Raw genomic sequence first — 19537 nt, 5'->3', positions numbered from 1 at the left:
CTGGTTTGCTGGAAATAAAAATTGGCTATGAACCGGTTGCTACAATTCCAATTCTTGGAGAGCGCTAACTTAGGGGAACCTTAGCAAACGGAAAATGCCGCCCGCGCTGCGGGCTTTCGAAATCCATGCGGTTCAGCGTGGCTTAATCCTGCAGCGCCATCATCGATTCTGAATCAATCAACACTGGAGTACGAAATTAAGAAGGAACTCGGTATTGTCCTGGTCGCAGTCGGCGTGCTTGCGACGAGCTTTCCCGCCTATGCATTTGCCGGTCAAGAATACGCGAAAGACGCGAACATCAGCATCGAACAGGCGCGCGCTACCGCCTTGAAAGCACAACCCGGAAAAATCACTGATGAAGAGTTGGAGAAGGAAGCGGGAGGTAGCGGGTTGCGCTACTCCTTCGATATTGCGTCGAAACGGGGCACGCAGGAAGTCGGTGTCGACGCGCACACCGGAGCCGTTCTTGAGAACAAGGCGGAAGGACCGAACCCCGACTGATCACCGGCGATCGAATTCGACATAGCATGTATCGAGCGTTCGATTACGACAGCGGCGGAGTCTGACGCAAGTCAATGTTGGAGTGACCCGGTGTGGACAGGACACGGGACAGATAGCAGCGGCTGGAATATTCGGATCAACTGTGCCATTAAGATAAGTTTGCTTCTGTTTACGGCGGCATTTCGTTGCATAAGTTGGGCAATACAACACGAGGCGGCTGATGACGCGGCCGCGCCAGTCCGGCCCTGATCAGTCATTGATGCAGAGCCCCGCGGCGACGAGCTATCCGTCACCGCCGTCTGCCGCGCGAACAGATCATGGACCGCTGTAGCCCGCTGTCAGGCGCCGTTCACGGCATCCTTGAACGCCTTGCCCGCCGTGGACTTGACCGTCTTCGCCGCAGCGATCTGGATCTCGGCACCGGTCGCCGGGTTACGGCCGACCCGCGCTGCGCGCGCGCCCGTTGAAAACGAGCTAAACCTGATCAGCTGCACGGTGTCGCCCTGGGTGACCGCCGTCGTGATGGTGCCGATCAGCGCATCGAGGGTTTCGGCGGCCAACGCCCTGCTGGTACCGGTCTGCGCGGCGACGGCGTCAACGAGTTCCTGCTTGTTCATCTGGATTCTCCGTTAAGGTGATAGGAAGCCGCCCCCTACCCGATTCACAGGCCCGCGCGCAATGAGCGTTCGACGTCCGCAGTCGTGACCGATGCCCGGACAGGACAACCTCCAGTGCCAGGCCGTTGCGGGTTGCGGCATCGACACCAACCGCGTGGTCCGACTGGGACTTCCGACCAGCCGACGGAAAATACGCCCAGTTGCATCGCCTCTTGGCGCGCGGATTAGCCGCGATAAGGGCGTTTATCGCGGCGACAACTTTTTTAACCGCGCCAAATGCGGTTTTCTTGCGTCAGGGCTGTGCGTAATCTAATGGGGAAATCCCGCCCTGCGCCCCGAGCCGCGGGTTTCTGCCCGTCGGCCCGCCGCGCTGCCGTGCTGCCGTGCTGCCGTGCTGCAATGCAGGTTTCCGGAGTTCGCCATGGCCCGCCCCGCTGCGGTTTCCCCCGAGACGATCCGCACCACCGTGCTCGCGATGCTCGCCGAGGCCGGCGACACCGCGCCCACGTCCGACGCCCGCTTCCGCCGGATCGTGTCGGTGCGCAAGCTGCGCGCGCGCCTGGGCGCCGGTGACCCCGCGACGCTGTCGCGCCAGCTGAACGCGATCGAGGCCGAACTCGTGCAGGCGGGCCTGACCGGCTTCGCGGTGCCCGACGTGCCGCCTGAGATCGCCGCACAGATGCGCGCGCTGTGGGAAGCGGCCGTCGCCACCCAGCTCGACGGCATCGTGCGGCTACGTCGCGAGACGGAAGCCAGGGTGGACGCCTCTACCGAGGCGCAGCGCAACGCCGGGCTGAAGGTCGAACTGCTGCGCGTCGAACTCACCGACGTGCGCAGCCAGCTCAGGGCACGCGACGCGGAGCTGGCGGTCGCCCGCGCCGGCTTCGAGGCGACTGAAAAGCGGTGCGCCGCCGCCGGGGACGCGGTGACCACGCTGCGCGCGCAGCTCGGGGCCGTGGAAGCCGCGGCGGCCGAATCCGGGCGCCAGCACACGGCCGAACTGGCCGCCGAACGCACGCGCTATGACGGCCTGTCCCAGCTGCTGCTGCGCGAAACCGCACACCAGCGCGAGACGTTTCAGACCGAACGGCAGCGCCTCGAAGGCGAGCTCGCCCGCGCAGCCGAGCGCCTGGGCGCGCTGGAGGCACTGCGCGACCGGCTGCTGACGGAGCTGGCGGAACAGCGCGAGGCACAGCAGCACGCGGCGGCCGAAGCGGCCGCGCTCGTGACGGTGCTGGAGCAGCAACGCCAGATGCTGGCGCTCGTCGGCAAGGCGACCACCAAAGAGCCCTCTACTGCCGCCCGCCGCCGGGCGCGTCCCGCCGCGAAAGCTGCCCACGCCACTCGCGCCAACCCATCCGGACCAAGGCCGGCCTCCACGAGGAAAACGCGATGAACCCGTCCGACTGGCTCGACACCGGCTGCCGGCCGCCGCAGCGTCTGCCCGACGCCGTCGACGCCGCGCTCGCGTATCTCACCCACGCGCTCGGGCACCCGCTGTATTGCCGCTGGACGCTCGCGATGCTCAAGCGCGGCTGCCCGTCGCTGGCGGACGCGAAGCGCGAGCACCCCGCCGTGTTCGCGCTGCTGCTCGAGCACGACGCCGCCATCGAGTACTGGGAGCGCGGGCGCCTGCGGGTCGTGCCGGAATCCGCGGCCCCCACCGCCCGCCGCCGTGCTGGAGCGCACGCTGCGCCAGCACCGCCGGCGCTTCTGTCCCGTGGCACCGGATGACACAGCCGGAAACGCGCGCGAAGGCGCCTCGCTCACGAGCACGGGGTCACCCAGCCAGGACCTCGCGCCGCTGCCCGCCGGGGTGGAGCCGGCGTGGCTCGCGCGCACCGGACGTTTTGTAAATCCGCTACCGCTCACCAACACGCTCGGTGTCGCCGACGACGCGCAGGCCGCGAAACTGTTCCTGCGCGAGCGCGCGTCGCACTCCCCGCACACCCTGCGCGCCTACGTCTCCGAACTGCGGCGCCTCGCCGCCTGGTGCCGGCGCGAGGGGCTCGGGCCTTTCTCGGATCTCACCCGGCAGGACCTGATCGCCTACCGCGACGCGCTGCAGGCGCCCCGGCAGGACGCGACCGGCGCCGTCACGCGTGCGGCGCCGGCGAGCGTGTCCCGGGCGCTCGCCGCGATCTCGAGCCTGTTCGCGTGGTGGCACCGCGTGGGCTATCTGACGGTCAATCCGGCCGAGGGACTGGCCGCCGGGCGCCGCGCGCGCATGACCTGGACGCCGGTGCGGTTCCTGTCCGCCGCCGCGCTCACGCACTGCGATGCCGTCGCCGCGAGTGACGCGCCGGCCGGGGTACCGCCGGTGCTCTGGCTAAGGCGCCGCGCGATCTGGACGCTTTACCGCTACGGTGGCGTGCGGCTCGCGGAACTCGTCTGGCATGAGGAACTCGCGCTGCCGCACGTCGAAGTCGACGACGCGCGGCAGTGGACCCTGCACGTGCTGGGTAAAGGAAACCGGCTGCGCGCGATCCCGCTACCCACCGCCTGTCTGCCCGCGCTGCGGGCCTATCGGCGCGCCGTGGGACTGCTGGAAGATCCGCCCGCCGAGGAACGTCTGCCGCTGATCCACAGCGAGCGCGGCCGCGCGCTGGGCGCGAGCGGCCTCTACGACGAGGTCCGGGCGTTATTTGCGCTGGCCCCGGCCCGCGTGCCGGCGGCGGATCGCGCGATGCGCGCGGCGCTGGAGCGGGCCTCGACGCACTGGCTGCGGCACGGCTATGCGCGCACGCTGGTGGTCGATCACGGCGTGCCGCTGCCGGTCGCGCAGGCGCTGCTGGGCCACGCGTCGGTGCAGACGACGGCGGCCTATGCGCGCACCGGACAGGCCGAGGCGCGTGCGTTTGTCGAGGGGAGTTTTCGTTCGCGTTGATTTCAAGGCATGTGAGCCTAGAGTGGAACCAAAGCTTTTGGTCTGAATCAAGATGTGGAGAAAATGCGGAATATCGCGAAGTCGGTGACGGTGGTTCGCCAATCCGCTCGGTTGGCCGGTGCTGTTGGAGAGCACTATTATTTTCGGTTAATGGTGGCCATTAGTTTCGGTTAGCAGTGGCTCACCGCTGCCTCCAAGTCCTTGCCAGCAAAGGATTAACCGGAACTAATGGTCGCTCGCCGCAGCGCCAGTCTATTGGCGCTCGTCTGCGCAAGTCGAATCGAGCAAAAGCCACTCAACCGCCCCTACCGGGTACTCCTGCGGCCAATTCCCTGCGAGCAACCGAACCGCGTCTCCGGTTTGTCCCCAATACTCTCGGACGCTGTTTCCAAGCCGGCTTCCTCCCTCTGAATCCAGAATCGCCTGCGCGCAATCCAGCCTATCCATCGCGCGCTGATGGCGCTCAACCATCTCTTCGCGAAGGCCGAGCTCACGGCGGACGACTTCCACGTCGGTGACCGCGTCGGCTAGCAACATGCCGACGAGAGTTTTCGTGCATGCCTCTGGGTCGGCAGGCGCCGTAGCGCTCATTTCTTTGATTGTCTGCATGCCGCCTGTAGTCCCGCTTGTTTAAACGGACTTCCCCCGGGACCCGGCCTGCTGGTCGAATCTCAAGACTTGTCCGCAATGAGCCGTTATCGAATTGGGGTGCATACAACAAGGAGAGAACAAAAAGATGGCGCAGGAGTACACCGCGGAAATCGGCCGGGCACTTGGATGGGATTTGGCGTACTACGGATGGAATCCGCGGGACGCCGCGCCCGCTGATGTCAGAGAAGGACACGCTGCCGGCAAGGCCCACCGTGGCGGCAGGACCAAACACCCAACGCGCTTTGAGCGCAAATGGCTACAGCTTCGTCAGAACGCCCTACGGCGAGGCCGAGTCGTTCACGAGGCGATAGGTGTACGCTAACGCCGCAATCAGCATCGCACCCGCGTGCGTCGACATATGCAGGCCGTCGGCGACAAGCGCCAACGAGCCGAACATGCTCCCGCCGACGATTTCAACAAGCATCATCGCGCTGCACAGCGCAATCACCGCCCAAGTCTTGCGCTCGTTGCTTTCGTGAGCTGCGCCCAGAAAGATGTGGTCGTGCCCCGCCCCAAAAGCGGTGTATTCAAATTCGCTCATTACTGCCTCTACTTGAAGTAGCTGTGGACCACTTCGATTAGCTGCTCTTTCGCACTACCGTCGCGCCCGTCGCCAGCTTCTTCTGCGTCGACCAGATGGGTGCGGATGTGGTCCTCAAGCACCACCGCCAGCAGACCCTTCATCGCGCCCCTGCAGCTCGTGATTTGCTGAAGGACGTCATTGCATCCGCGCTCTTCCTCAAGCGCACGCTCGATGGCCTCGACCTGCTGATAGTGCTCAAGCTACCTGCAGACCGCGTCGCCGCGCTACTCCAAACGCCTGGTTGCTCGTACTTCAAGCCATACGACCGGGCACCAATGCGTCAATGGCTGGCATTTGGCGCAGGCAGCCCTGCGTTTGACGCGCTCGCGGACCTCTTCAACGAGGCTGTGTCATTCGCGCAGACGCCATCTCTTAACAAGAAACGGCACGTCAAGGCACCAATGAGACGATAGTTCCGTCTATCGTTCGTGGCGCCTATTCATGAGCTCGTACCGCATATCCGTCGCACCGTTGCATCTTCCTGGTTGTTCACAGATTCAGTTGGCAAGGCTGTGGATATTCTGAGTATGCAACCGCCAACTTGTTGACGCGTAGACGATTTCTGCGGTGGCGTCATTCTTCGTGCAGTAACAGTCACCTCCATCGCGACCGTGGCGTTGTGGCCTACGCGGCCAGTCTGCGAGTGGCCGCCCACTCGGGTCCATTGCAACTGAAGCGTCAACGGGCCGCGAACAGAACAGGTGCCAGGGTTTGAGGCGCCGCTGCAATCAACCACGCTATCGGATGGCACACACAGTTCTTGAGGACGCTGGCAGTGGCGTTCCCGGATGTTGCCGGTCACAAGGCCGTTGTGAAGGCAATCAGCCACGGTGGACTTGCCGAGAGAATTGCAGTCTCGAGCACCTTGTCCAGGCCGGTTAGAGCAAGCACGCCGAATGCGACGAAGAATGCTCCGAAGATGGCCTTTCCGACCCTCGCCGCAGAACCAAGTCCGCCGCGCCACCTTGTCATCGACGCTCGCGAAAGCGTACCCAGTATGACCAGCGGAAGGCCGGCGCCAACACCAAACACCATCATCAACATCGCGACGTCGCCAAGGTTTCGTCCCTGGGACGCGAGAGTCGTGGCCGCTCCCAATGTCGGACCAACGCACGGTGTCCAGACGACCCCTACGAGCAGTCCAATAGCGAACTGACCGGGCAGGGTGTCCCCCCTTACCTTGCTCAACCACCTCTGGCCCGCGCTGCCGAAGCGCGCGGTCGCACGACTGAACACGGTCTGCAAGCGGGCAGAGAGCATCACCAGTCCAAACAGAATCATCAACAGCGCGGCAACATTGCGAAAGACGCTTTCTTCGAAACCGAGCGATGCGCCCAGCGTCGCCAGAAAAATGCCGATGACTGAAAAGGAGGCACCCAATCCGAGCGCAAGTGCAATGACGGCCATCCGGTGCGCCGACAACGCCGACGCGATGAGAACCGGCACCAGCGGCAGCACGCAGGGCGACAACGTCGACAGCGCGCCCGCCGCGAAGCTCAGTCCGAACGTCCCCAGTCCGAAGTCCATCACAAGGCCTTTGCGAACGTATCCCTGATATCCCGCTCACGCGTTTGCCCTGTCGACCGGGCGACTTCGCGGCCACCTTTGAACACGACAAAGGTCGACTGCTGCGTTACCTTCATGGCGTGCTTCAGGGCGGATTCCTTGTCGTAGTCGGCCACGAAGATAGTCACCTGCTTCATGTCCGGTTGCGCTGCAAGGCGGTCGACAATCGGCTGCTGAACCTTGCAGGTCGGGCACCAGGTCGCGTGGAAGTAGACAATGACCGGCTTGCCGGCGGTGTTCAACTGGTCGAACTGCGCCTGGTTGAACGGCTGTTCGCCGCCGACCGCACCGACTGCAGCAAAGGCAAGCGTTGCAACAAGAAAAATACGCGCTATCGTTTTCCACATGCTCATTCTCCGAATACCAGCGGTGCACACATGTTATTCGTTTGACAGGAAAGGCCATTGCGCGTTTCCTTGGCAAATCAGCGGGCGCAACACGCACCCGCCTGTTGCACCGGGGGGCACGCAGTCGTGCCATATGAGCAAGTAAACGCAGCAATCCCCGGCCTTCGGCTTGAGAACTGTTTTGCAGCGCTCGCACTCGTAAAACCACACGCAAGCATCGACGGGCATCATTTCTCGTTTGGCGTGCCCGCACACCGGACAGGTGATGGTCGATTCACGATGCCAGGGATGGATGGCATCGAGCTCGCACAACTACTTCGCCTTCGCGCCCAATGCTCCCTGACGAAACTGGTCGCATTGACCGGCAGTACCGATGCCCCAGGCAGACCTCAGATTGATGAGCGGATATTTGACTGCCATCTCATCAAACCGCTGTCGCTCGATGACCTCGCGGATGTCATCCGCTCATAGCGTCGCGGTCGGCGGAAAGTGTCGATGGGGACGGCATCATTCCCGAGCAGCGCCAATTCCGCCGACTCACTGGTTACGAAAATCTGGCACAGACGTTGGGACGCGACCCGACATCGTAAAGACTGGCACCGCTCGTGACACATCGAGGACGGCATCCGGAACATATAAAGGAGGCTACCCCTCACGGGACATGCCATCGTCCCGAACGGCCAATATGCCGTCGGCGGGAGTATCGTGCAGGGAACAAAACTCATCAAGGATTCCCGCATCGTCGCCAGCTTCGAAACCGGGGGCGAAGCGCATGCCCCAGGAACTGATTGGGCGCGCGCTTGAGTAGACAGCCACGACTAACCCAGTGTCGCCAGCAGCTTCATGAAGTTGCGCTTGGCACGATAGGTCTCGCGGATGGTCTGCAGTTCATCGGCGAACTCTGCATGCTCCTTCAGTTCTGCTCGCAATTTCCCGATAGTCCGCACGATGCCGAACGCCTCCTCATACCGGGCATTACGCGTTCCACTCTCGGCGGCGATGGGTAGCAGGCGGTGATACAGGACGATGGCGTCATGCGGATGGGTCTTCGCGCGAATGGATGCCATCGTTGCCCACATGTGTGTCGCCACCGGACCGCCGCAGAACGTCTCCCAGGCAATATCGTGCTCGCGCCCGGCAAGAAAGATTTTGACAAGTTCGGTTCGCGTCGGCATCTGCCAGGAGCTGCGCTGCGCTTTGGTCGCGCCCTCTTCAGCACGAACAAGTTCCCACAAATGATTGAGCGCGCGCTCGCGCGTCGTATCGTGCTGGCCGGTAGCCTTTGCGACATCCATCAAGGCGGCGAATGCTTCTGCACCCGGACGCATCTCGAAGCGTTGCCACGCGAACGCATCGGCTTTCGCGAATTCGCCGCGGCGCAGGTATTCCTGAATGCAGAAATCGAGCAGGCGCTGGTCCAGGTTCTTTCCTGATTCCGCGAGGCCGCGTTCGGCCCACGCCAGTCCTTCGTCGTAACGTCCGTGCTTCGCGCAAAGCTCTGCGACCAGCAGGAAGCGGTAGGGACTCGACAGGTCCTTTGAGCGGATGCGAATCAGTGCGTCAACATCGCCGTCGAGGTCGGCCAGCGCCTCCATCGCGCGTTCCAGCCGCATGCGGAGCGGTTCGAACGACCGGCGAAATTCATTGCTCGGCGCCAGTGCCGGCGGGGCGTCCCATGCGCGCTCGACAAGCATGCGGTACCGATGAATCCCAAGGTCGCCGAGCGGTTCGGCGTAAGCCGGCAACACATCGTAGAAGGTATCCCACACGCCGTCGGTCTGGAACCGGAACAGTCGCTCGGCAAGCTTCGTTGGGTCCGGCCGGGTCTGTCGGCATGCTTCGAGATGTACGGCGACAAGCTCCATGATGGCCGGCATCACTTCGCCGCCGGAGTCATCAATCTGCTCGAGACTTGCTTCGGCGCCGGCAATCGCCAGTTCCGCAAGCTCGACCAACTGGGTGGCCTGAGGACTGGCGAGCCGCTGCCGCAGCATGTGCGCGAGCGACATCAGCCCGTCGCCGTACGCGCCGGCTTCGCGCCAGTCGAGCGGCCTCGAAATGCGCGTCGCCTGCCGTACCGCGGTCTTCATGCCCGGGAGGTCACTGGCGTTCGCTGCGCGCGCCGCGAACAACAGCTTGTCGCCCAGCGCCATGTCGCGCTCGACCGCTTCCAGCAGCAGTTCGCGCACGGCTTCCGCATTCAGCGTCGCAACATATTCACGAATCTGCTCCTCGTACGTCTTGCGCTTTTTGCGAGGCATTGCCGGCTCTGATTCCTCGGCATGAAACACTTCCTCGCCGGTATTCTCGAGCCACGACAGGGCGACCGCGACCGCGTGCTTGCAGAAGATACCGTCCGCGCCGACCGGACAGTCGCATTCGTAGGTCAGCTCGCCGTCGTCGCCCGCGCCAAGCTCGACGCTGTACCGGTGCGTGCCGCGTACGTTCGCGCGAAGGACACCATCGCGCTCTTCGAGGCGCGAGACGGCGCCCTCGTGAAAATACGCCTTGCCGCGCCCGAACGTTTTTGTGTCCGCGAGCGACCGGATTTCGGCGAGGCTAATGATGTCGTGAAGTGGTGACTGGCTGGACATGGCGTGCGTTTGAGATATGCGAGAAAGAAGGATGCACGAGCCAATCGGCTGTGGCACGAATCCGCAAAACCAACGGCGCGCACAATTCGGACCCTGTCGACGTCGACGAACGCAGCGGAATCACCGGCGACGTGGAGTCAGGTCAAGCGAACCGTTCATCTACCCTCACGCCGTCTCCACAACTTACGCGTCGGACTTCCACGGCCATGAGGGGTAGACTCGCCCGCTGCTTTCAACGCTCTCCCGTTGGTCCTCGGCTTGTCCGCCATTGCGCTCGACATCGCCAGCGCTCGGAGCCTCGTCCGCCTGCAAGCTCTCGGAACTGCCATCGGTCGAATCAGCGCACACGTCCTCGCCAGCTTTCACCGACGGCAGGCCCACACCGAACCACCGAACGTCGCTACGCAACGCAGCGACGTACGCACGCCATCCGTTCGCGTTGTCGGCAAACAGGCTCCGTCGAACAGTGGAAGCAAGACGCTTGCGATTCAGCTCAGGCTCAAGCAGTTCCCGTGGCCATGCGAAGAAGGCGTCTGACACTCGCTGAACAAACTGCTCTGCTGTCATCCCCGGCGATACCTGTTCCAGGAGCGGGAAGCCTCCAAGCGGGTCGTGCGCTGCGGCCAGTTCGCGTACGGTCTTGTGGCCCACACCCCATTTCAGGAGACGGTTCACGACCTCCAGTACGTCTCCAAGGTGAAGCAACAAGGCACGGCGCTCGAATGCATCATTCATCTGCTCATTTCTCTCTACGTAAGTCGAAGCACAATTCTAGCTTGCCAGTCGCGCAGCGCTGTGAGAGGCACGGTGTTCGCGTTTTCCTCGAGCGGCAAAAACCCGGACTTCTTCGCGGACCTGTCTGACAAGGCGTCCATCCTGTCGATTTATCAGCAACCCGGAACTGCCGATGCATGGCGAGGCGACAGGAGTCGCCCTCAGGCAACGCGGGCGCCGCGGATGTCGATGGTCAGGGTTCGAACCGGCCAGTGCCGTCGGCCGTCCAGCTCCTGGCAATTCTCTGAGGCCCACTCACCTCGAAATATCCGGTTTCAGAAATCACAAATCCCTGGTCAACATTGCGGGCGTCTGCGGCGTTAAGGAGATGAACGGTGAAGAACCGTCCCGTTACCTGAACGGAAAACCTGCTGGAGCGGACCATGAAAAACACGAACGAGCAGTCCCTGCGTTGTCAGGTCGAAAAGTGGCTCGCACCGGCTCCCACGATGCACGTTCATGTAACCATGATTCAGTCGCACCGCAGGGAATGGGAGACGCTACGTGTGCGTCGAAACGTCGTCACCAACCGGAGCGCGCGCGTCGTTTTTCTTCAGGCACGATGACGGCAGGTGGAGCGTGTTCCCGCCCACTGCCAACAGGCGGAAGTCAACCGCAGAGCCTCCTCTCGCGCAGGTGGCAACCCCACCTTTTGATGACGGTCACGAGTTCGCCGCGCTCAATCGCGGCGTTCGGGATTCAATCTGGTTTCGGGCTGGTGCACGGCTATTGAGCCGCATTTTCGCAGGATGGGCGAAGTCCACGGACACGTAGGGCGCCACTGCACGGCGCGACGGTCGTCCCGGCACAAATCGAGCAAGTGTGAGCTATGCAGGTGAAGACCGCCCGAGCGACGGGAACTGGATGTCGAACAAATCTGACGCCGATTGTCGTCGTCGAGATGGGAGGGGGAACCGGTTGATGTGCATGATGCCGGTGCAATCCGGGCACACAAGATATTCATCGGAGCCGGGAAAGCAAGGCGACAGCTCACCCGCCGCCGCGGCCCCTTGAAGACACGGCTCCTTCATCAAAGTACATTGGTAACTGTGATTGGGCCAAGGCTTGCAACACTCACGCTCACTGAAATAAATGCGCTCTTCGAATTTTGTCGGGAACGGACGATGGCAACTGGAACAGTGAGTCTGTTCCTCTAACCAGCAGCTAGACCGGCGCGCACGGCTGCCAACGCGCCACGCATTGCGTGTTCACCTTAGCTCGCCGCGCCGTGCGACCCCGGGTTCAACGTTCCTTCAAATTATTGCTTCGCCGCTTTTGCCGCTTTCTCGACTGCCTGGTCAGCCGCTTCGGTCACCTCCGATGCGGCTTTTGTTGCAGCTTCCAGGTTACTTTGCGCGACTTCGACTGCCTGCTTCGTGGCCTTTTGCACGCTTTCCTGACTGGTGTTGGCCAGCGTGAAAGCCTGTTTCAGAAATGCGATTGTGGCTTCGGAGCCGACCGGGGCGTTTTGCGCGAGATTCTCGACGAACGATTGAACCTGGCGGCTGACCTCCTGGTACCGCGCATTGACGACCTCTGCCAGCTGCGTTTGCGTGGTCGAGGCAATCTCCGCAACCTGACGTTCGTACGTCAGGACCTTCTCCGCCGAGTGCAGCGCCAGCGCGTCTTGCAGACCGGTAACTTCCTGTCGGTCCTTTTTCGCCAGCCCGTCCTGCTCGTGTTGGTGCCAATTGGCAAGCGTCATTTTCGCCGTATCCAGATTCAGTCTGACGAGCTTTTCCTCGCCCTCCAGCATTTTGCTGGCCAGGCCGAAAAAGAAGTCAAGATTGGCTTGCTGGGTTGTAGCAGCCTGTCTCTGAAAATCAGTCATGTTCGCCTCCGGAAGATGTATGCCCAACGCCAGCATGTTCCGCAACGGTGACCAACTGATGAAGCGCGCCGTCTGGAAGCTCTCGGGTCGGCTGCATTTTCGACACCGGCTCCGCAGGCGTATTGGTCTCGGCCGCGAGCCCGCACAACGTCCTCAGCGCTGGGCTGCGTAAGGGGTGCTCTGCGGACGTCGACAGATGCACGAGCTACAAACGACGAAAATTCAATTACAGGACGGTAGCGGTCGGGGTGCCAATTGAATCTGCCTATCTGGGGCACCCTTGAAGAAGGATGTTTTTTCTCTCGCCGCCACCTGCTGGATGCGTCTGCGCGCTCATTGCGATGGCGCCTTCGCCGGAGACCATCATCACGACGGGTGACGAGGTCGTGGAACAGCGCGCCGCTCTTTTCCACGCAAGCAGATATTTCGCCAGTGGAACTTCCGGCACCCCCTGGTGACCAACGCCGGTGACGCACGAACAGGTGCTGACCTTCGGGTAAGTTTTCCGACACACCTACGTCTGCGAGCGTTGTCATTGCGCTGCTACTTCACTCGAAGAAAGCGGCGGAGTGACTTCTGACCACGTACGGGATAGCGAAAACGGCATAGTATCGATTACACCGGGCATTTAAAGCGTTAACTCAGAGCGGGGAAGACGCGCCGCAACGGGCGTTCAGGTGCAGTGAAGTTCACACGAACGACATGCCAGCCCGAGTGATGGCGTTCGACCGCAAGCATCAACATCGAAGTCGTGTCACACCTTCGTAGCCTGAAGTACGTAGGTTTGGTCACGATGAGTTACACGGAGCATTGCACGTCATGAATCGTCGTCTGAATCTTGATGTACATCTGCAAGGCACTCTCAAACACAACGGCTCCAGGCGGGCCTTCGCTGCACGACTGGACATGACCATCAAGCGCGCCAGGGTGACCTCCGGTCGGGTGGCCAGGTCACTCGGCGTACCGGAACACGAGGTGACCCTTTGGCGCGCCGGAGTTACCGTTCCGAAGAGCACGGATTGTGCGCGCCTTTCTGAACTTCTCGACGTGGACGTCGTCTGGCTATGTGCAGGTCAAGCGTAAGCGACAGCATGTCATGGCAGTTCTCATCGGACACGGCCTCGCACGCGGTTCGGCTAGTCGCCACTCACCGGCACCTCGGTCGGGTCACGTGCCTGGCTCCTGCCATTGGCCGGCAGCACGGTCGAAATGGCATGTTTGAAAACAAGTTGCGCACCCGGACCAGACTCGAGCAGAACTGCAAACTGGTCAAAGGCGGCCAGTTGACCGCTCAGTCTGATACCGTTCACGAGGAACACGTTTACGGTGGTCTTGTCGTTCAAGAGCATCTGCAAAAAATCGTCTTGTACGCCTGGGCGTCCGGTCATGTTCGAGGTCAAGGCGATAGGTCCTTGGATTGTACCGGCGATACCTGAAGCCGCCAGCCTTTTGCAGCGACACCCTTCTCAGTAAGTCTTCTTCATTTCGCTGCTGTCAGAGGCGGGCGCATTCATTCCCCCCTTCTTCTGCATTTTCGGCTTCTGTTTCTGCGGCATCTCCCCCGACTTACCCATGGTGTTTGCGCCGGACGCGCCAGATGGTGACTCTGTAGCGCCGCTTGCATTCGGCGTTCCCATTCCGGTGCCACCCTGGCCTGCACCGGCGCCCCCTCCACCCCCTGTTCCCGCACCCTGTGCGCAGACGGCGCCGAACAAACTCAACATAAACGCCGAAGCAAGCAGGATTCCTTTCGTCGCGACTCGCATGATGGCTCCTCCGTATGCAGAGCGACCGGCTGCGACCCAGGTCGGTGCAGCCCGTCGTCCTGATTACCGCATTTCCCGTGCCGCTTCTGGCCTTGGGGTCCCTGATTTCATCGTCGAACGGTAACAGCCCCGCTATCGTGCGTGCAGCACCCGAGGGGCTTCCCAGCGCGCTCGCGTTTTCAAGGGGGTCAACACAGCGTCTGCAGAATCGGCGGGCGCTGACGAAGAATTACGCCGTTACATGCCGCACGTCATCTCACGGACGGACATTGTTCATCACCGGTACTGCAGACGCTGCAAATCTGCCGGCCAAGCTTGCCCTGTGCCCCCGGACTCCGACCGTCTCGCACGAGCCGGCTGCCGTCACGGCCACGGCAGCAGTCGCCGCATGTCGTGCACAAAAAGGGCTTCCGCCGTGGCATGCGCGTTGCGCGCGTCCGGGCATCAACTGTTCAGGAGAGGACCATGACAATCCACGACTCCAAAATACCGTCGCGGACGGGCGGTTCCGGTGCGAACATCGCCGGCGGTGGAGCGGGTGCAGGGCCGGGTCCGGAGGTGATGGCTGCGTCGACTCTGGATGGCAACAAGGTGGTCTCATCGGACGGAGCAGAGATTGGCAAAATATCCGACATCATGCTGGACGTGCGCAGCGGCCGTGTCGCATATGCGGTGCTCACGGAGGGTCGCTTCCTCGGCATGGGCAGCACCCTGCACGCGATTCCGTGGAGCGCGCTGACACTGGACACTGACGAGAAGGGCTTCTTTGTCGACATAACGGCCGAACAAATTAAAACATGAGCCTGGTTTCGACAAGGACCACTGGCCATCCATGGTGGATACACAATGGAGCACCACGGTTCATCGTTATTACAACCGGGACACGTACTGGTCGGCCCGCCGCGCTATTAGCGAAGGAGACGTAACCGACATTTGAGATGTTCTATCCGCGGCCGGCAACATGCGAAGCTGGCGCCGCCTGTCAGATAGTCGCACAGGCAGACCCAGTACATCGCGTCATTGCCTCCCTCACGGAGGAAACCATGACGAATCAACGAAAGAGACAGACGCGCGACGACGATAAAGATGAGCGGCCAGGAGACGCCCCAAACGCCTCTGGCTCGCCCGTGCCTGACAGCGCTCCCCCCCTCGTGCAGTCAGAGGACGATGATGCACTGGTTGACGAAGACGCGCCGGGACAAGAGTCGCCGGGGCGAGGTGTTGCGCCGAAACAGACCGTTTCCAGCCAGACTCGCAACGAGCGGAGATAGCTGCAATGCACGACCGGTTTGACCGACGCGAACTGCTGCTTCACCTCGGGTACATGCTCGAAGCTTTGAGCTGTATAGCCAGGACAGGCCGGCCGGAGGCGCTGGTCGTGCAGCTTGCGAAGAAGCAGAACTTGTCACAGGACTTCCGTTTCCCCCAAACGCTTGGCCCGACGATGACGGTGGCCGAGTTCAGCGCGGGCGTGGCCGGCGCGTTCTTCCTGTGGCCAAGGGAGCTGCGTGATGCTGAACTCAACCGGAATGCGCTCGCGTCAACCGTTCAGCACGACCTTTTTGATGGAAACCCTGATGGCTGGAAGACATATGCCGCTCACGTCCAGAAGAAGGTGAAGTGGTCTGGCATGGGGCTTCCCCAGATGAAAAGGGCCGCGTTGGCCGAGCCGTTGCACGATGCCGCGGAGGAAGCGGGTCCGGTCAAGGCGTCGGTCACGGCCGCGCCGTCCGTTGAGGGGCATGTGCGTAACAAGAAAAGAGTTGGCCTTGGCCCGACTCGGGGTCTATGTCATGACGCATGCAATTCGTGGCGTCGATTTCGAACTCAGGGCGCCCGAGCGCCCAAACTCTGGTTGTGACCTCCATTCCACTCGCTCTTGAACCCGGCGCGCGTTTCGCATGTCGAGGCGCCTCCCATATCAGGACGCGCCCGAACTTTAAAGCGTGAAAGCGAACCCGGTAAGCCCGACCAAGGACGTCGGCCCCCATCTCGGCGCGGGCGCCTGGTGCTTCCGTTGTTGGCTCGCGCGCCGTCGGTTAGTTTTTTAGCTCCCCCCGAAAAAAACGTTGCATTGTGGGTCCACCCTGCAGGGCCTACCATGTTTTACGCCGCTTTGTACCCTCGTGTCGGGCATGCCGCCATATGCCTCCATCCCCGCACTTGGGTCTGCGGCTTGAGTCGGGGCGTTTTCCTGTGGGGCGGGTTGAGGGGCTTGGGGCGCGCCTTGCGAATGCGCAAACCCGGCCATGACAAACAACCCTGCAGCAGAAGCGACCATCAGTGATGATTTCACGTTGGCTCCTTTAATCTACGTTGAGTTTTCCACGCATGAGATTCGCTATTCGCGTGCTCCGAACTCGAAATCGACACGGGATTTTCGGACGTGCGGAGCCCACTTCGGGTCTGCGAATGCCATACAGCGTCGTCTCCGACGCCGTTTAGCCGAGCAAATGCGAAGCTGGCTTGTTGCACCGTTTTGTGCCCGAAGCCGGACTTATTCGATGACTACCTGGGTAATGACGCGAGGCTGGTACCGGGCGGGGCAGAAGTATGCGCAATGAGTGCGCCGGTGACAGGACGTTGTACGCCCATTGACCAATAAGACCGCTGCTGCGTTTATGTTATAGAACGCTAAGGTCGTGATTGACAGCGGAATCGACAATCGGCAAATCAGGGGCGACAGTCGCGCCTGGTTGCACGCACTGCCATCGGAAACAGCGACACACCTGTCGCTCCCGCATCCAGCTGCCCGAGGCCTCTGTATATGCAGTCAACGCAGCGCAATCCGGCGTCGCGTGATGAGGAAACTGTCATGAAACACACAGCTTTTCTCGTTGCTGCCGCGTTGTCAGCCGCAGGGTCCGGGTTTTCGCGGCTAACGATACCGTCACGGCGGGCGGTCCGGCGACGTATCCCGTTGAAGACATTGAGGACATCGCGATGAATTCGACGGACCATACCACGCCCGTCGTCGCAGTTAAGGCAGCAGGCCTCGTGGGTACGCACAAGCGTGTTGCGCGCTTTATCGTTTTCGCACCGGCCAATGAAGCATTTGCAGCATTGCCGCCGGCCACGGTCGACAGCCTCATCAAACCAGAAATGAAGCCGATGCTGACCTGTATCCTTCCCTGTCACGTTATCCCGGGGCGTTACGATTTTTAGAAGCTCGACTAGGGAAGGTGACGGCAAGGTGCAACTGAAAACCGTGAACGGCGAGACGCTCACGTCCCCGGACGGGACCACCCAACATCGTGCTATTGGACGCTGCGGGGGCACACGGCAGACATCTCGGCCTACGACGTCATCCAGAGTAACGGCGTAGTCGTGATGGTCGACAAGATATCGATGCCGAATTAGCAGGACCGGCGCGCACGGTCAAATGTTCGAATCCAGCCCGGCTCTGTCATTTTCGGCGCCGAACCACGACTTACCTGCATGCCTGGCGTCCGGATAAGGCAAATGTCTGCCCTGTTCTGGCCCGAGCGGCTGCTTGCGCTTCGCCGCTGCGCAATCAGTCATCCAACGGTCAGGCGTTAGCGGTGCATGAAACTTCGACGCTGCTACAGCACGCGCCGAAATCGCAGGAGAAATGTGATGGAAAAGGCAACGCGGAAAGTCGTGCTGGCGTGCGTCGCTGTCGTCTCGCTCTGCGCCTCGAGCGCGACGTTTGCGCAGGGTGGAGGGAATGGGAACGGTGGAAGTGGGGGCGGCGGTGCTCACGGTGCCGCAACAGCAGGGATGACATACCACAGCGAGCCTGTCTCGAGCCCGTGGAACGCAAGACCGGGCAAAATGACAAAGAACACTGGCTCGACCGATACAGGCATGCACAGTATGTCGCCGGACGACGATGTTATGCCGGCAAAAACAGGGCAGTAGTGCCCGCTGCCAGTAAAAGGCTGGCGCGTTTCATACAGTTCTCCTGTCCCGCTCACTGCTGACGGGTACATGACAAGAGGGAGCGGCTGGGGCTGTACGGGTGGCTCGCCGGACCAGGTAAAGCCGAAACGCGCATTCTGGCCGGCGGTCCCTCGCCGGTCATGTCGGCTTTCACGATGAATACGACGCCGTCAGAAAGTCGTCGGCGACGTGGACTCGCTCACCAATCTGCAGGGTCGCTGCCAGTCGCAGTTAGCACTGGCGTCAAGTCGTCTGCGTACCACGCCAATACTTACTCCTGCCGCGGGCAACGAGTCTGCGCGATGTGCCTCATAGCGTGCTGGCGCATCTTGCGCTTGGCAAGGTCGGCAGTTGCACCGCACAAAACACAAGCGAAGGAAGCCACGCGAGAACGACGGGTTCAGCGTCTGCGACTCACGACGAGAGGAGTAACGTACGCCATCCCCTTCACGAGTAACGTCTACATCGGCAACGGCGTGATGACGGCAGCAGCGTATGCTACGGGGAGTGTTCAGGAGACAACCATGACCCTTGCCGGCAAGACCATATTCATGTCTGGTGGCAGTCGCGGCATCGGACTCGCCATTGCACTCAGAGCCGCACGTGACGGAGCCAATATCGTGATTGCGGCGAAGACCGGCGACCGGGACCCGCGTCTCGAGGGCACGATTTATACGGCAGCGGCGGCTGTCGAAGCCGCTGGCGGCACGGCGCTCCCGCTTGTTGTGGATATTCGCGACGAAGAACGCGTGAAAGCCGCGGTTGCCGAGACCGTTGGGTTGTTTGGTGGCATCGATATCCTCGTGAACAATGCCAGCGCCATTCGACTGACTGGCACGCTAGACACACCCGTCAAACGGTACGACCTGATGCATGGGGTCAATGGCAGAGGCACGTTCGTGTGCGCGCAAGCGTGCCTGCCGCATCTCCTCAATTCGCCGAATCCGCACATCCTCACGCTGTCACCTCCGTTGGTCCACGACGCAAAATGGTTTAGCGACTTTCCGGCATACACCATTGCAAAATACACGATGAGCCTGTTCACATTAGCGCTTGCCGGGGAGTTCAAAGACAGAGGTGTCGCAGTCAATTCGCTGTGGCCTCGAACAGCTATCGCGACCGCGGCTGTGCGAAATGAGATTGGTGGAAAGGACATGATTGCAGCGTGTCGCAAGCCTGAGATAGTTGCGGACGCGGCCCACTATATCCTGACGCGCCAAGCCAAGGAGTGTTCGGGAAACTTCTTCCTCGACGACGAGGTTCTTCTGGCAGCGGGTGTGCGCGACTTTTCACAGTACGACGTGCAGGCTGGGGCTGCATTGCAAGCAGATTTCTTTGTGGAGGCCTTGCCGGGCATGTTGCCGGCGGACAATATGACGAAGCGTACACCCCGCAATCCACTCCGCTAAATAGTTAGGGCTACGCTGAAAAAGGTCAACGCCGTCGGGCGGGAAGACGTTAAATGCGGATGAAACAACAGACCCTTGCGATGGCGGCCGATCAAGGCGCCGGCTTCG

Annotated in this window: 18 protein-coding genes and 5 pseudogenes; 12 read left to right on the top strand and 11 right to left on the bottom strand. The window is 61.6% G+C overall.

The features are described 5' to 3' along the window. The first annotated feature begins 234 nt into the window (after positions 1-234). Positions 235-501 carry a PepSY domain-containing protein gene (locus HDG37_RS36090; protein WP_311541814.1) on the top strand — a complete coding sequence of 89 codons (267 nt, stop codon included), beginning with the start codon at positions 235-237 and terminating at the stop codon, positions 499-501. A gap of 338 nt (positions 502-839) precedes the next feature. On the opposite strand, the gene HDG37_RS36085 is transcribed toward HDG37_RS36090, so the two are convergent. Then, complete coding sequence (locus tag HDG37_RS36085) at positions 840-1118, bottom strand: HU family DNA-binding protein (RefSeq protein ID WP_184056012.1); 279 nt, start codon at positions 1116-1118, stop codon at positions 840-842. Positions 1119-1539: 421 nt separating this feature from the next. Between HDG37_RS36085 and HDG37_RS36080 the strand changes: the two genes are divergently transcribed. Genes HDG37_RS36080 through HDG37_RS36075 form a run of 3 tightly spaced genes read left to right on the top strand, consistent with a single transcriptional unit; the run spans position 1540 to position 4005 of the window. After that, positions 1540-2514 (top strand): DNA-binding protein, encoded by a 975-nt coding sequence (locus HDG37_RS36080; protein ID WP_184056009.1) that lies wholly within the window; start codon positions 1540-1542, stop codon positions 2512-2514. Then, positions 2511-2852, top strand: a complete 342-nt coding sequence (locus tag HDG37_RS40170) for a hypothetical protein (protein WP_311541813.1) — start codon at positions 2511-2513, stop codon at positions 2850-2852. Before HDG37_RS36080 ends, HDG37_RS40170 begins: the two co-directional genes overlap by 4 nt. Next, complete coding sequence (locus tag HDG37_RS36075) at positions 2839-4005, top strand: tyrosine-type recombinase/integrase (RefSeq protein WP_311541812.1); 1167 nt, start codon at positions 2839-2841, stop codon at positions 4003-4005. The genes HDG37_RS40170 and HDG37_RS36075 overlap by 14 nt, the downstream gene beginning before the upstream one ends. A gap of 958 nt (positions 4006-4963) precedes the next feature. Here HDG37_RS36075 and HDG37_RS36070 read toward each other — a convergent pair. Both HDG37_RS36070 and HDG37_RS36065 read right to left on the bottom strand, forming a co-directional pair. Beyond that, positions 4964-5197: pseudogene (locus HDG37_RS36070) on the bottom strand (cation transporter); the annotation flags it as partial. A gap of 8 nt (positions 5198-5205) precedes the next feature. After that, positions 5206-5424, bottom strand: a pseudogene (locus tag HDG37_RS36065) (metal/formaldehyde-sensitive transcriptional repressor); the annotation flags it as partial. On the opposite strand from HDG37_RS36065, the gene HDG37_RS36060 reads away from it, so the two are divergent. Next, a complete protein-coding gene (locus tag HDG37_RS36060) occupies positions 5362-5652 on the top strand; it encodes a hypothetical protein (protein ID WP_184056007.1) in 291 nt (96 codons plus the stop codon). The pseudogene HDG37_RS36065 and the gene HDG37_RS36060 sit on opposite strands and share 63 nt — an antisense overlap. Positions 5653-6037: 385 nt before the next feature. Here HDG37_RS36060 and HDG37_RS36055 read toward each other — a convergent pair whose 3' ends face one another. From HDG37_RS36055 to HDG37_RS40165, 3 genes and pseudogenes are all read right to left on the bottom strand, one after another. Then, positions 6038-6766, bottom strand: a complete 729-nt coding sequence (locus HDG37_RS36055) for a cytochrome c biogenesis CcdA family protein (protein WP_184056005.1) — start codon at positions 6764-6766, stop codon at positions 6038-6040. Then, complete coding sequence (locus HDG37_RS36050) at positions 6766-7152, bottom strand: thioredoxin family protein (RefSeq protein ID WP_184056003.1); 387 nt, start codon at positions 7150-7152, stop codon at positions 6766-6768. The genes HDG37_RS36055 and HDG37_RS36050 overlap by 1 nt, the downstream gene beginning before the upstream one ends. Positions 7153-7229: 77 nt before the next feature. Next, positions 7230-7383 (bottom strand): annotated as a pseudogene (locus HDG37_RS40165) (GDCCVxC domain-containing (seleno)protein). A gap of 57 nt (positions 7384-7440) precedes the next feature. Between HDG37_RS40165 and HDG37_RS36045 the strand changes: the two are divergent. Next, entirely contained in the window at positions 7441-7623 is a 183-nt protein-coding gene (locus HDG37_RS36045) for a hypothetical protein (RefSeq protein WP_260335237.1), read from the top strand. A gap of 347 nt (positions 7624-7970) precedes the next feature. Here the strand turns inward: HDG37_RS36045 and HDG37_RS36040 are convergent, their stop codons facing one another. After that, on the bottom strand, positions 7971-9746 hold the full coding sequence (locus HDG37_RS36040; protein ID WP_184056001.1) for an SWIM zinc finger domain-containing protein: 1776 nt from the start codon (positions 9744-9746) through the stop codon (positions 7971-7973). A 183-nt stretch (positions 9747-9929) separates the two neighbouring features. Then, the gene (locus HDG37_RS36035) at positions 9930-10481 is read right to left on the bottom strand and encodes a hypothetical protein (RefSeq protein WP_184055997.1); all 552 of its coding nucleotides are present in this window, start codon (positions 10479-10481) and stop codon (positions 9930-9932) included. A 422-nt stretch (positions 10482-10903) separates the two neighbouring features. Between HDG37_RS36035 and HDG37_RS36030 the strand changes: the two are divergent. Next, positions 10904-11141, top strand: a pseudogene (locus tag HDG37_RS36030) (hypothetical protein); the annotation flags it as partial. A gap of 637 nt (positions 11142-11778) precedes the next feature. Here the strand turns inward: HDG37_RS36030 and phaP are convergent. Continuing rightward, the gene (gene phaP, locus HDG37_RS36025) at positions 11779-12351 is read right to left on the bottom strand and encodes a TIGR01841 family phasin (RefSeq protein ID WP_184055996.1); all 573 of its coding nucleotides are present in this window, start codon (positions 12349-12351) and stop codon (positions 11779-11781) included. 819 nt (positions 12352-13170) lie between these two features. Here phaP and HDG37_RS36020 point away from each other — a divergent pair. Beyond that, complete coding sequence (locus HDG37_RS36020; protein WP_184055994.1) at positions 13171-13434, top strand: XRE family transcriptional regulator; 264 nt, start codon at positions 13171-13173, stop codon at positions 13432-13434. Positions 13435-13487: 53 nt separating this feature from the next. Here the strand turns inward: HDG37_RS36020 and hfq are convergent, their stop codons facing one another. Together hfq and HDG37_RS36010 are read right to left on the bottom strand one after the other, a co-directional pair. Then, a complete protein-coding gene (gene hfq / locus HDG37_RS36015; RefSeq protein ID WP_409260269.1) occupies positions 13488-13751 on the bottom strand; it encodes an RNA chaperone Hfq in 264 nt (87 codons plus the stop codon). A 66-nt stretch (positions 13752-13817) separates the two neighbouring features. After that, positions 13818-14117: a hypothetical protein gene (locus HDG37_RS36010; RefSeq protein ID WP_184055992.1), complete on the bottom strand. Its 300-nt coding sequence runs from the start codon at positions 14115-14117 to the stop codon at positions 13818-13820. Positions 14118-14582: 465 nt separating this feature from the next. Between HDG37_RS36010 and HDG37_RS36005 the strand changes: the two are divergent. The 4 genes and pseudogenes from HDG37_RS36005 (at position 14583) to HDG37_RS35990 (ending at position 19429) form a co-directional block, all read left to right on the top strand. Beyond that, a pseudogene (locus tag HDG37_RS36005) lies at positions 14583-15054 on the top strand (PRC-barrel domain-containing protein). 339 nt (positions 15055-15393) lie between these two features. After that, on the top strand, positions 15394-15978 hold the full coding sequence (locus HDG37_RS36000) for a hypothetical protein (protein WP_311541810.1): 585 nt from the start codon (positions 15394-15396) through the stop codon (positions 15976-15978). 1082 nt (positions 15979-17060) lie between these two features. Beyond that, complete coding sequence (locus HDG37_RS39850; RefSeq protein WP_260335232.1) at positions 17061-17282, top strand: fasciclin domain-containing protein; 222 nt, start codon at positions 17061-17063, stop codon at positions 17280-17282. Between the two features lie 1262 nt (positions 17283-18544). Further along, positions 18545-19429 (top strand): NAD(P)-dependent oxidoreductase, encoded by an 885-nt coding sequence (locus tag HDG37_RS35990; protein WP_184055990.1) that lies wholly within the window; start codon positions 18545-18547, stop codon positions 19427-19429. Positions 19430-19537 lie beyond the last annotated feature (108 nt).

The organism is Paraburkholderia sp. MM5384-R2, assembly GCF_014201025.1.
GTDB classification, from domain to species: domain Bacteria; phylum Pseudomonadota; class Gammaproteobacteria; order Burkholderiales; family Burkholderiaceae; genus Paraburkholderia; species Paraburkholderia tuberum.
The sequence above is the reverse complement of the archived record's forward strand: the minus strand, read 5'-3'. Positions and strand labels throughout refer to the sequence as shown.

Excerpts from the sequence above, each read along its gene's own strand:
- HDG37_RS36085 (WP_184056012.1), bottom strand. The coding sequence starts at position 1,118 with ATGAACAAGCAGGAACTCGTTGACGCCGTCGCCGCGCAGACCGGTACC.
- HDG37_RS36080 (WP_184056009.1), top strand. The coding sequence starts at position 1,540 with ATGGCCCGCCCCGCTGCGGTTTCCCCCGAGACGATCCGCACCACCGTG.
- HDG37_RS40170 (WP_311541813.1), top strand. The coding sequence starts at position 2,511 with ATGAACCCGTCCGACTGGCTCGACACCGGCTGCCGGCCGCCGCAGCGT.
- HDG37_RS36055 (WP_184056005.1), bottom strand. The coding sequence starts at position 6,766 with ATGGACTTCGGACTGGGGACGTTCGGACTGAGCTTCGCGGCGGGCGCG.
- HDG37_RS36050 (WP_184056003.1), bottom strand. The coding sequence starts at position 7,152 with ATGTGGAAAACGATAGCGCGTATTTTTCTTGTTGCAACGCTTGCCTTT.
- HDG37_RS36045 (WP_260335237.1), top strand. The coding sequence starts at position 7,441 with ATGGATGGCATCGAGCTCGCACAACTACTTCGCCTTCGCGCCCAATGC.
- HDG37_RS36040 (WP_184056001.1), bottom strand. The coding sequence starts at position 9,746 with ATGTCCAGCCAGTCACCACTTCACGACATCATTAGCCTCGCCGAAATC.
- HDG37_RS36035 (WP_184055997.1), bottom strand. The coding sequence starts at position 10,481 with ATGAATGATGCATTCGAGCGCCGTGCCTTGTTGCTTCACCTTGGAGAC.
- phaP (WP_184055996.1), bottom strand. The coding sequence starts at position 12,351 with ATGACTGATTTTCAGAGACAGGCTGCTACAACCCAGCAAGCCAATCTT.
- HDG37_RS36020 (WP_184055994.1), top strand. The coding sequence starts at position 13,171 with ATGAATCGTCGTCTGAATCTTGATGTACATCTGCAAGGCACTCTCAAA.
- HDG37_RS36010 (WP_184055992.1), bottom strand. The coding sequence starts at position 14,117 with ATGCGAGTCGCGACGAAAGGAATCCTGCTTGCTTCGGCGTTTATGTTG.
- HDG37_RS36000 (WP_311541810.1), top strand. The coding sequence starts at position 15,394 with ATGCACGACCGGTTTGACCGACGCGAACTGCTGCTTCACCTCGGGTAC.
- HDG37_RS39850 (WP_260335232.1), top strand. The coding sequence starts at position 17,061 with ATGAATTCGACGGACCATACCACGCCCGTCGTCGCAGTTAAGGCAGCA.
- HDG37_RS35990 (WP_184055990.1), top strand. The coding sequence starts at position 18,545 with ATGACCCTTGCCGGCAAGACCATATTCATGTCTGGTGGCAGTCGCGGC.